This is a genomic window from Paraperlucidibaca wandonensis, assembly GCF_042677145.1.
In the GTDB taxonomy this organism is placed as follows: domain Bacteria; phylum Pseudomonadota; class Gammaproteobacteria; order Pseudomonadales; family Moraxellaceae; genus Perlucidibaca; species Perlucidibaca wandonensis.
In genome coordinates, this window is the sequence record NZ_JBHTIT010000001.1 from 2,194,965 (window position 1) to 2,206,961 (window position 11,997).

Annotated in this window: 7 protein-coding genes; 4 read left to right on the forward strand and 3 right to left on the reverse strand. The window is 50.5% G+C overall.

The window, feature by feature from the left end:
- The first annotated feature begins 1 nt into the window (after position 1).
- From nuoM to ACFQ0F_RS10450, 4 genes are all read left to right on the forward strand, one after another.
- Entirely contained in the window at positions 2-1,564 is a 1,563-nt protein-coding gene (gene nuoM / locus ACFQ0F_RS10435; protein ID WP_379071837.1) for an NADH-quinone oxidoreductase subunit M, read from the forward strand.
- 5 nt (positions 1,565-1,569) lie between these two features.
- Positions 1,570-3,030, forward strand: coding sequence for an NADH-quinone oxidoreductase subunit NuoN (gene nuoN / locus ACFQ0F_RS10440; RefSeq protein ID WP_340675760.1), 1,461 nt, complete (start codon positions 1,570-1,572; stop codon positions 3,028-3,030).
- Between the two features lie 180 nt (positions 3,031-3,210).
- On the forward strand, positions 3,211-4,605 hold the full coding sequence (locus ACFQ0F_RS10445; protein WP_340675759.1) for an OmpP1/FadL family transporter: 1,395 nt from the start codon (positions 3,211-3,213) through the stop codon (positions 4,603-4,605).
- Positions 4,606-4,748: 143 nt separating this feature from the next.
- Positions 4,749-8,303, forward strand: a complete 3,555-nt coding sequence (locus ACFQ0F_RS10450; RefSeq protein WP_379071841.1) for an Ig-like domain-containing protein — start codon at positions 4,749-4,751, stop codon at positions 8,301-8,303.
- An 88-nt stretch (positions 8,304-8,391) separates the two neighbouring features.
- Here ACFQ0F_RS10450 and ACFQ0F_RS10455 read toward each other — a convergent pair whose 3' ends face one another.
- From ACFQ0F_RS10455 to ACFQ0F_RS10465, 3 genes are read right to left on the reverse strand one after another with little or no spacing between them, the layout of a single operon-like run.
- Positions 8,392-9,459, reverse strand: coding sequence for an NAD-dependent epimerase/dehydratase family protein (locus ACFQ0F_RS10455; protein ID WP_340675757.1), 1,068 nt, complete (start codon positions 9,457-9,459; stop codon positions 8,392-8,394).
- A gap of 57 nt (positions 9,460-9,516) precedes the next feature.
- Positions 9,517-11,139: a phosphoethanolamine transferase gene (locus ACFQ0F_RS10460; protein ID WP_379071845.1), complete on the reverse strand. Its 1,623-nt coding sequence runs from the start codon at positions 11,137-11,139 to the stop codon at positions 9,517-9,519.
- Complete coding sequence (locus ACFQ0F_RS10465; protein WP_379071848.1) at positions 11,136-11,858, reverse strand: phosphatase PAP2 family protein; 723 nt, start codon at positions 11,856-11,858, stop codon at positions 11,136-11,138. Before ACFQ0F_RS10465 ends, ACFQ0F_RS10460 begins: the two co-directional genes overlap by 4 nt.
- Positions 11,859-11,997: the final 139 nt, after the last annotated feature.

Here is an 11,997-nt window from a genome sequence, read left to right on the forward strand (position 1 = left end):
CATGACTGTATTTGCTCCCGAAATTTTACCGTGGCTGCTGCTGATTCCTTTTATTGGCGGTCTGTTAGCTTGGCAAACTGAACGCATTAGCGCCGCACTGCCGCGCTGGATTGCGCTTTTCACCATGCTCAGCTTCTTTATCATCACCTGCTTACTCTGGCTGCAAGGTGGCTATAGCGGTGGTGCTGTAATAGAGGCCATCGGCAATACGCCACAATGGCAGCTGGAGTTTCAGCGCGACTGGATTCCACGCTTCGGCATCAGCTTCCATCTAGCGCTCGATGGCTTGTCGCTGATTATGCTGCTGCTGACTGGCTTACTTGGCATGATGGCAGTGGTTTGCTCATGGAAAGAAATCGATAAGCATGTCGGCTTTTTCCACCTAAACTTATTGTGGAACTTGGGCGGCGTTGCTGGCGTATTTTTGGCTGTCGACTTGTTCCTGTTCTTCTTCTTCTGGGAAATGATGTTGGTGCCGATGTACTTCCTGATCGCCCTTTGGGGTCATAAAGGAGCTACAGGCCGCAGCCGTATCAGCGCCGCCACCAAATTCTTCATCTATACCCAAGCCAGCGGCTTATTGCTGCTCATTGCCATCATCGGCTTGGTGTTGATTAGTGCGCAAACCACCGGCGTGCTCACCTTCGACTACGAAGATCTGCTGAACACCTCGATGGCGCCTGCGGTTGAAATGGTCTTGATGCTCGGCTTCTTCATCGCCTTCGCCGTAAAACTGCCCGTTGTGCCATTCCACTCCTGGTTGCCTGATGCTCACGCGCAAGCGCCAACGGCTGGCTCTGTCGATCTCGCTGGTGTGCTGCTAAAAACCGCCGGCTATGGTCTGCTGCGATTCGGCGTGCCGCTATTTCCCAATGCCTCGCTAGAGTTTGCGCCTATTGCCATGTGGCTTGGCGTCTTCGGCATTTTCTATGGTGCCGTACTCGCCTGTGCGCAAACCGACATCAAGCGCCTGATTGCCTATACCAGCGTCTCGCATATGGGCTTTGTCTTGGTTGGTATCTACTCGGGCAATATGGTCGCGCTGCAAGGCGTAGTTGTACAAATGCTCGCGCATGGCCTTTCGGCTGGTGCCTTGTTCATCCTCTGCGGTGAGATTTATGAGCGCCTTCATACCCGTGATATTCGCGAAATGGGTGGGCTCTGGTCGCGACTGCGCTATTTACCACCGATTGCGCTGATTTTTACCGCAGCTTCGCTTGGCTTGCCCGGCCTCGGTAACTTTGTCGGCGAGATCATGGTTTTGCTCGGCGCCTTCCAGGCCAATCCAGCGGTGGCTGTACTCGCCTCGGGCGGCTTAATTTTGGCCGCCATTTACGGTCTAATATTCATGCAGAAAGCCTTTTATGGCCCCGCAAAGTCAGCCGTACCATTGCCCGACTTGTCAGCGCGTGAGCTCAGCATTTTAGTGGTGCTGGCGGCATTGCTGATTGGCCTCGGTGTCTATCCACAGGCGGTGTTCGATACCAGTGTGGCGAGCATGCAATTCCTAAATTCCGTCTATAGCCAGTCAGTGTTGCCGACTGTGCCCACTGCAGGTTGGTAAACGCCATGACGATTTCTGTTGCACAACTCATTGCGCTATTACCGATCCTGATCACTGGCGCCACGGCAGTATTAGTCATGCTGTCGATTGCCATCAAGCGCCAGCATGACGTTAACGCCACCATCACGGTGATCGGCCTTAATGCCGCGCTGGTTTCGGTCTACTTCGCTTGGCAAGGCGGCCCCCAGCAAGTCACACCATTGCTGATGATCGATGCTCACGCCTGCCTCTATATGGCCATCGCGCTGTTTGCCACACTGGCATGCGCAACGCTGATGCATGCGTATATCGAAGGCTATGACGACAATAAAGAAGAGATGTACCTGCTGCTGACTCTGTCGGTGCTAGGTGCCTTGGTGCTGATCAGCGCTCGCCACTTAACGGCGTTGTTTATTGGTCTTGAGCTCTTGTCAGTGCCGGTTTATGGCCTGGTTGCTTACACCTTCCGTAATAAGAAAACGCTGGAGGCTGGCATCAAGTACATGATTTTGTCGGCAGCCGCGACCGCATTCATGCTCTTTGGCATGGCGCTGCTCTACGCGGATTCGGGCTCGCTGTTGCTCGCAGACATTGGTGGTGACTTGGCCAAAGCGGGCATGCTCAGCCCTTACGCCTATGCCGGCATCGCGCTAATTTTAGCGGCCCTGTCCTTTAAATTATCATTGGCTCCGTTCCACTTATGGACGCCAGATGTCTATCAAGGCGCGCCAGCACCAGTTGCAGCCTATTTGGCCACCGTCAGTAAAGTCGCTGTTTTTGCCGTATTATTGCGATTGCTGATCGAAGCTCCAGCCGCACACAGCAGTGTGTGGAGCATGATCTTCGCCGTCATCGCCTTCGCGTCCATGATCATCGGTAATTTATTGGCGCTGAACCAAAGCAATATCAAACGCTTACTAGGCTACTCATCGGTCGCTCAACTAGGCTATCTGATGGTTGTCGTGGTCGCTGGCGGCCAGCTCGCATTAGAGGCGTCAGCTGTCTACCTAATGGCCTATGTTGTTACCACTATCGGTGCGTTTGGCGTCGTTACGCTGACATCTAGCCCATACAAGCAGCAAGATGCTGATGAGCTCTATGACTACCGCGGCTTATTCTGGCGCCATCCGTATTTGACTGCCGTACTCACCGTGATGATGCTGTCGCTGGCGGGCATTCCGCTCACGGCTGGCTTCATTGGTAAGTTTTATGTAGCTGCACTCGGCGTCGATGCCGGCCTATGGTGGTTAGTCGGCGCACTGGTTGTCGGTAGTGCCATCGGTCTGTACTACTATTTGCGTGTGATCATTACCTTATTCATGCCTGCTCCCGGCTCTCGCCGTATGGTTGCCGCTAATAACTGGGGCTTCCGCGTAGGGGGCTTGATGGTGTTGTTAATGGCCGGCCTGGTATTTTTGATTGGTATATACCCTGAGCCAATCATTGAAATAGCTGCTCAAACGCAGGTGGCAATGGTCGCCCGTTAAGAGGGGTAGTAGTAAAAAAGGCGCTTTTAGCGCCTTTTTTATGTCCTAATGTAGTGCGCACACCCTGGTTTGGTAACAAATTGATAACACGCAAACGCTAGCTTAATATGTGTCAACTTAGCTAAAGTGTCGCCCTACGACTGCATAGTCATAAATATAAAAATAATAAGGAAGCCTTCCATGACTTCGCCCGCCTCTCGTATTGCCTTTGTTTTGCTCGCTGCTATGCCCATCTCTGCCATGGCATCACTGGGAACAGTTGCTACTAACTTCGGTCTAACACCAACAGACACAGCCTCTGCTCAGGCGTTGTCGATGTTTAGTAACCAACCATCAGCGGTGTATTACAACCCGGCGTATTTGGCACGTGACCGCAAAGGTGCGATGACGGCCGGTTTTGTCTTTACTGAGCAAGAGCTCACCGCAAAAGGATGGGAGTCTCCAGACAAAATTATTCTAGACGGCGATGTCATTGAAAAGGACTCGAACTACAACGTTATTCTTGGCTTTAAAACCGACCTAAGCACCATGCTTAAAGGCGACCGAGCTATGGTTTTGGGGTTTATGCTTGGTGCCGAGCGTAGTGGCTATAACCTACTGTCGTTTAGCTCAACGTCTCAAGCTTTGCCGCAATCTTTGCGCTATGGCCAGCAGTCGTTATTTTTAAGCGTAGGCGCAGGCATAAACGTTATTCCTGGCATCGATATCGGTGCTGCCAGCCGTATTACGTTGGCAGCTAGCGCGAACCTCGGCGCGCAAGCAGATCTAAACGGCACAACACGATACGAGTCTTTGGAAGTTAGTGCCAAGCCATCTATCCAGCCCATTTTGAGCGCTAATATTAACTGGGGTCAGCTGGTCTGCCCCGAAGATAAATATTGCGTACTCAATGGTTTAGAAACAGCTGTTGGTTACCGCTATGAGTCTTCATATAGTGCAATAGTAGATGCTCAGGCCGTTGCCACCAACGCAGTTGGCTTGCCATTGTTGCTCAATACCATCGATGCATATCAGCCAGAAACATTCTCGGCGGGCATTCAGTACAACTTCTACAAAATTCGCTTGGCCGCATCGGGTGAGTACCAAATGTGGTCAGGCCTGAATGATGCTTTCAAAAGTGACACTATAAAAGATCAGGGTAATCTACAATTTAAAGATGTTTTTGTGCCGCGTGCCGGCTTTGAACTGCGCATGAACGATGTTTTTAGCTTTACCGGTGGTGTTAGCTATGAGCAGTCGCCGCTAGAAAGCACGACGTCGCTGGATGTGAACTATGTCGATAATGATCGCCTAGTCTTTGGCCTTGGTTTTTCCTATTTGATTGAGCAAGCGATGTTCTTGTCGCAGCCCGTACGCCTCGACTTTGGCTATCAGTACCATATTTTGAAAGATCGTGACTTTTTGTTGGCCACGACACAGGGTGCAGATAATCAAACTTCGGGTGGCGGCAATGGCGGAAAAAATGGCTGCCCAGAAAATCCAATATCTGGCAAAGAAGATAAGGTGCTCTGCGAGGGCGTCACTTCTGGTGGCAATGTGCATGTCTTGAACGCCTCCATTAATTTAACGTTCTGAGGTCTACGATGAACTTTCGATTACTGAGCTCACTATTATTCCCCGCCTTACTTATTGCCTGTAGTGGCGGCGGTCAAGAGCAGCGCTCAAACCTACAGGACATATTTGAGCCTGGAGCACAGATTTCCGCACAGCAGCGCAGCATGATTTATGCCTTCCCTGCGCCAGGGCAAACAGAGGTGATCCCCGCGACACCGATTGCTTTGCGATTTTCGCACCCAATCGCTCAAGTAGAATTCGATACGTTGAGTAAGCTAACAGCTGCTTTTACGCTTTGTGAGGAGGCGTTTGTAAATACTGAGGGGCAGTGCGAGAGCGCAGGAAAGACACCGCTTTCTGCTTCGTTTTTAAGTCGTGACCCGGCGACGGATGAAATAGATCGCCAAGGCGTAATACTAAAGCCACAGGCTGTGCTTAAAGAGCGTACGAAATATCGTTTAATCAGCAATGGCTTAAAGCTTGATACGGGTGAGCTCGATGCAGCCGGTAAGCCAGCTCGGGGTGCTGACAATTTGCGAAATGTAGCAGTGCAGGCCGCAGATGTTGGTCAGCCACTCATATTCACAACGCGTGCCGCGCTAGAGGGTCCGGTTAATGCGCGTAGCACCAGTGTTACAAAGTTTGATGTTGAGCATATTACGCCGAATCCAGAGAGCTTTTTATTAGGCGACGAGGGCTTAGGATTATTTAACTTCTCGACCATTCGCTTGCAAATGACGCAACCAGTCAATGCCAAAACTTTAGTTTATGGCGATAGCATTAAACTGACGGATGCAGCGGGAGGTCTAGTAAAGTCCACGATATTAGTCGACGGTAACAAAATATCTATAGACCCTGATAGCGATCTCAGCCCTGCCCAAGTATATACACTAAGTATTAATGACAAGCTAAAGAGCTTAAAAAGTCAGTCGTTTAGTAGTGACTCACGGTTTGCGCAATTCCAGTTTCAGCCTACACAGGCGGCTGATGGTGAAAGTGCAAAAAGTATGGTGCCAAAAGAAGGTATTTCAGTTTTGCTTGGAACGCCCGTAAACAAGGTGCCAGTTGCTTCACCACTTTTGGGGCAAGGAGATCGAGCGCCGCAGCCACAAGCAGAAGGTGTGTTAATTGCGAACCTTGGGACGCCGGCCAATATTAAAAATATTCAAAGTGCCGTAGCTCCACTACGAGTGAAAAAGAATAGCCAGTTAACGGCTGCTAGCTTGGTGGTTAAGCTTGATGGTGTCGTGCCAGCAAACCTAGAAACAGACACTCTAACAATTAAGATGATTAGCGATGCTAATGGCTTGTTATTACCAAATCGCTATAGCTTATCGCCGCTTTCACCTAGCTTAGTGACATTAGAGATGGATGTAGCAGTTTCTGCGAAAAACAGCACATCTAACGGTGCATTTACGCAGAATGTCATGCACGTGCCTGTGTCTGGCATTGCACGTTTTAATGCTGAAGGAAATCAAATATTAATAGATGCAATTGGCACTATTGAGTTGAAAATTTTAGGCACAGATAATGCTGTTGGTGTATTAGCGCTGCAGCTATTAGTGAACCTGAATGACTCACCTAATATTGCTGCTGAGCCTGAAGTTACTCCCGTCGTTCAGTCTTGGGTGCCAGGCGATACGGCGCGCCTGCGAGATGAGTTGCTAATTAATCGTGTCGCTATGGCTGTTCCATCAAGCTCTGTTGATACGATTGCAAGCAGTACAGGTGTTGTCTTTGGTGGCCAGCTCATGCGCTCTGGCGACCCTGTCATCGTTAACTTTGATCAAATCATGGATGTTGAGTCGATGCGCGCGAGTGGCTTGAGTAAGCCCATTTCCGTGACAACTAATGGTGAGCCTGTTCCATTTAGCTGGCGCTTAGATGGCGTGTCCTTAGTGATCACGCCTGATGCTGCGTTTCAGCATGGAAAAACCTATAGCGTTAAGCTTAGCAGTGCGATCAAAAGTTTAGGTGGTGCGCCGATTGCACAGAAGATTTTAACATTTACGATGCCCAGCTTAGCCGCTGGGGATGCCACTCCCAACCCAGATGGCCAGCCTGACACGCGTCGTCCGCCGGTTGTGCTAGGTGTCTATCCTGGCTACCCCTGCAGCGTTATGGCAGGTAGCCGAAACATTGCTAATGATATTCAAGGTAAATGTGCCGGTGGTAAAACGACCGATGAAAATATCCCTTTACCTATCATTGATACGCGCCGTGATATCAAGGTGACATTGTCGCAAACTGTGCAGCGAATTGGCGCTAAAGCAGTAAAGCTGGGTTCAGTATGCAATGACCCTAATGCTAGCTTTCGTGTTGAGCGAGTGAGCGCTGCAGGTGTTTGCTTGGAGTCAGTAGAAGGGGCGCTTGGTGGAACAACTCGAGAGCTGACATTTACGCCTGATGAGCCTTGGAAAGCGGGGGAGGTTTACCGTTATATATTGGGCTCAAGCGGATTGGCATCTGCGACGTGTACGGCAAATAGTATTTGTGGGACAAATAACTTGCCGCTGCAAACGCAACTTATTTCGCAGTCATATGCCAGTGTTAGCAATCCTCAGCATGGCGGCCCACCGATGGAGATTTTCTTCAAGGTGTCGACCGTGCCTGCAAAAGGCTCTGTTGTAAATTTACGCCTGCTCCCAAATGCTGATGTTGATGCCAACTTTCGCTTTGAGCCAGCGCGAGGAGAGCTAATGCCAGTGTGTGCCCAGGGAACAGCTCAAGGTATTCCGAGCACTGGTAAATACTCCTGTGATACACCTAATGGCGCCTTGCTTATTCCGGATGTATCTCGTGCGGGGGGCTCATTTAGCGGCGCCGCCACTCGATTTGCATTGGGGTGCACAGAGGGTGTTGATGGTGGTATTTGTGAGGAAAAGCAATTTTTACACGTGAGCTCAGCGTTATCTGCAACATTGGAAGGCTTTAGCAAGACAAATGGTCAGCCAATTACCTCAGATGATTTTGCGACACTGTGTTCAGCAACAGATTCAGGTGCAATTAATGTATTGATTAGTCCTGGCCTGATTATAACGAATGGCACTGATATTTTCGCAGAACTTGGTTTGTCGTTAAAAGCATCTCCTATAACTAATGTGATTAATGATTTGATCAATTTGATTCCAGTTCTTGGTCCAATATTGACAGGAGCAATTGATCAAGGGGCAAACTTACTTAATCAGATTGTTCCTATTGTAGTTGATCAGCCAATATATACCGGCCCACTGGTATTCCGCATGCGCCATTTAGAGCCAACATATGTTAATGGTGTATTAAGCGGTACATCTCCGGCCTCACGGATCCCTGGAAAGATAAAGGGTAACTGTGAGAATGGTGTTCCCAAAAATCCAAGCCTTTCGACGGTAATTAGCCTCTATACAGATATCCCTGAAATCGATGCTAAGGCTGATTTAGGATTACTAAAGACTCTAGCTGATCTTGGTATTCCTGTTATTGGGGATATTGCCGGTTTAGCGGGTATTCCGATTCAGCCAGATGTTCAAAGTAATACAGATATTACTAATTTAAGCGTAAGCGGATCAGTTGAGTTTTTACCAGATGGACGATTGACCGCTCGCTTGGTAAATGACGATCCAGTACGCTTGCGAGCAGGGCTGACGGCATTAGGAGGCTTGATTGGTGGGGAGCTGTTTGTAACGGTGCCTGCTAAGCGATTTGTGCTGAACTCAGCATTAGCGCCCTTGAAAAACTAAGACCACCCGATAATATAAAAAGGGCGCATATGCGCCCTTTTTATATTATTTGAGAGGCGGGCATTTCAATTTTGCCGCCTCACTCAGCTTAAGCCCGCTTCTTCACCTGGCCATCATTCAGCACTTGTTGAAAGTGCTCAACAAAGGTCTGCTCGGCTGGCAAATACTCCACACCCAGCGCGATGCTGCGCTGGTTATCAAACGCTAAGGGATGGCCAACGTTTTTGCTGATGAAGGTGCGTGTAACAGGCCCCATCATCGGTCCAAATGTCCATACCAACGCTTTCGGCACCACAGATTTTGGGAAGGGATAAGCCTTGCCAAAGTGTCCGCGCAAGATTTTGGCAATCTCGATCATGGTCAGGGTTTTGGAGACCAGTAAGTGGCGGCCTTCAGCCCCTGGCTTAAACGCAGCCAAAATATGTGCCTTTGCGACATCACGTACATCGACAACACCATATTTCAAGTCAGGCACGCCAGAGCGCAGACGGCCATCGCCCATGGAAATGAGTGTGTCGATGCTGGCCGATTGGCTGCCAGTGGTTAGTGAGGGGCCGTAGACCATGCCAGGGTTGATGGTGACTAAGTCCCAGCGGTTTTGTACGGCTTGCATATCCCAAGCTTCGCGCTCGGCTGCAACTTTTGAGTATTGATAGGGGTTGTGATCGACGCTGCTGGTGGAGTTCCATTGCGCTTCGGTGAGCACGCCGCCTTCGACTTGACGCACGTCGATATTGTCACCGAAGACTGAGGCTACGCTGCTGGTAAGCACTACACGCTGAACGCTTATCGTGCGATTAACGGCGTCGAGTACGTTACGTGTGCCTTCTACTGCGGGGCGAACCAAGGCTTCATGAGCATCGGTAAAGCCTTCTAAGACAAATGGCGATGCGGTGTGCATGACTACAGCGCAGCCTGCCATGGCGGCATCGAAGCTACCGATGTCAAGAAGGTCCGCTTTGAAGAGTTTGAGAGTGCCTGATTCGCGGGCAGCAATAGCCTCGAGGTGAGCAATGCTTTTGGCTTTGCTGGGGTCGCGCACGGTAGCGTGCACAGTGTGGCCAGCGGCTAATAGGTATTGAATAATCCAGCTGGCGATATAGCCAGAGCCGCCGGTGACACAGACCGGACTATCGGTAGGAATGACCTTGTTCATGCGCGTAACCTTTTTTATTTTAGGCGCGTACAGTGCCACAGCGCGGAAATGCTGTCATTAGCGTTGGCAGGCAGCACTCCAGTCTAGCGTGGCGTTATACACGGCAGTTTTAACGTCGAGTAATCCTAAAAAGCTATGGAAAATGGTGTCGTGTGACTGTGGTTTTTGCGCTTGCTCTGCCAAGCAATTAGCGCGCGGGCCATGCTTCTGAAAGCTGGGCGACAACCATGCCAACATGGGCACATGAGTTTGTTGGCTAGGCGCAAAGAGATAGGGCGCGCCATGCAAATATAGGCCGTGCTCGCCAGTTGATTCGCCGTGATCGGCGGCATACACCATGACAGTCTGATAACGATCATCTTGGCCTTTTAAGGTGTCGATGATGCGTCCCAATACATGGTCAGTATAGGCAATGGTGTTGTCGTAGCTGTTGATGACCTGCTGTTGCGTGCAGCTTTGCAGAGCATTGCTATCGCAGGTTGGTGTGAAGCGTTTAAACGCGTCCGGATAGCGACGGTAATAGGCGGGGCCGTGACTGCCCTCCTGATGCAAAACCACGACGCGATCGCTGAGTGTTGCGCGCGAAATGTAGTTGGCAAAAGTGTCGGCGAGTAGGTCATCTTGGCACTCGCCATCGTGACACCAGCGAGCTTTTTCGGCGGCTAATAGCGGTACATTATTGATGCGATCGCAAGCACCTTTGCAGCCTGAGTTATTGTCTATCCAGGTTACGGCATAGCCGGCGCGTTGCAGAATGTCGAGTAAGCCTTCGCGATGGCTAGCCAGCTGGGGATCGTAATCAGCTCGCGTCATGCCAGAAAATAAGCAGGGTACAGATACTGCAGTGGCAGTGCCGCAGGAACTTACTTGGGGGAAGTTGATGACACTACGCTTGCGCAACTCAGGCGTGGTGTTGCGGCCATAACCATTGAGGCCGAAGCTCTCGGCGCGTGCCGTCTCACCTAGCACAAAGACAAATAGTGTCGGCTTTTTCGCTGAAGAGTGAACTCGGGTGGCATCTTCGCCATAGTGCTGCAGTGGCATATCCGGGGCGGTGACAATTTTGCTGTAATAGCGTTTGAGGCCGGCTATATAGTTGTGCGGCACGATGAGGTAGCGCAATTCCCGGTGCTCACGAAAGGTCGATGCATAGTCGGCATAATGCCATCCCGCTAAGGCCAACATTGAAACTAGGCCTAGCACTACAGCGATGAGCTTGTTGCGTAGAGTTTGCTTCCAGCTCAGCGTTGCTGCTGGCATTGACCAGAGCCAGAGTAGCGGTAATCCGGCTATCAGCAGCATATACGCTAGAAGTCGTAGACTGAGTAAGTCGAAGACCTCGTTGACGTCAGTTTCCATCATGTTTTGGATTTGGCCTGCATCAATGCCGACGCCATAAGTCATCATGAAGTAGGCAGTGAGCGCGCTGGCTAAAAGCAAAAATGACTGCACTGGGCGGGCAAATGAGCCCCAAGTAATTAGCTGTAAAAAGGTGGCGAAATAGGCGATGAGTAATGCGCCTGTGGCAGCGAAAAATACGCCTGCGCGCCAACCATCATAAGGAGTGAGTGCGGATAGGGCGTGAAAAAATGCGGCGTTGCAGCTAAGCACTAACCAGGCAGCAATAACTAAATTGCGTTGGCTTAAATTGAGGTTTTTTAGGCGAGAAATAATACTCATCGCACTGTCTCCGCGTGAAGGCGTTTGCCGATATGTGAGAGAGCCGTGCCAACATAGGCGCGGTATTGGTAGGCATGAAAACTCAAGCTAGTGGTAAGGCCGCAGATCACTGCCGTCCACATGACATGGGTGACAAAGTGCGCGCCTCTGGCGACTTGAATGCCGCCACAAAACAGCGCAAACGGCACAATGATTAAGAGCGCTTTACGCAAATATTGTGGTCGCCAAAGGGCGCAGGCATAAATCAGCGGGATCCACATAAAGCCAACGGCGGCGTGGCCGCTAGGTAGGCAACGCCCCGGCCCTGGTATTGCAGGCAGCGATTCAAATGCGCGAAAGTAATCTGCGCTACCGCCAAACTCAGTCAATGACCATGGACAGCTATGCATGGAGTGATGTTTGAACCAGCCATTAATAGTGACGGCCAAAAGCGCGGTAATAACGACAAAGATCCAGCCGAAAAATGCTTCCGTGCGTCGTGAGCGCCATGTGAAGAAGCAGCAGAGTAACCAAAGTCCAGTAGAAATCTTACGGGTACCATCATGAAAGACACGGGAAAACAGAAACGTATCTTTTAATGGAAAGCTGCTGGTGCTGGCATCGTAAAACCAGCTCGACACGGTTAAGTCGATATTGCTATAGCGGGAGATAGCAATCGTCAGCAAGGCGAGAGATAGCCAGCCTAGGATGTCGATGGGTTTGTAATGATGAGCGGGCATGGCGCGTGGTCATAGCAAGTGATGAGGCCTGCACTATGCCGATGGCGTCCTACCTAGAACCTTGCCGCAACATGAACATTTGCTCATCTTGTGCTCCGCGGCAAAAGCCGTGCGACTATAGTGCCAGCACTTTGGCTTG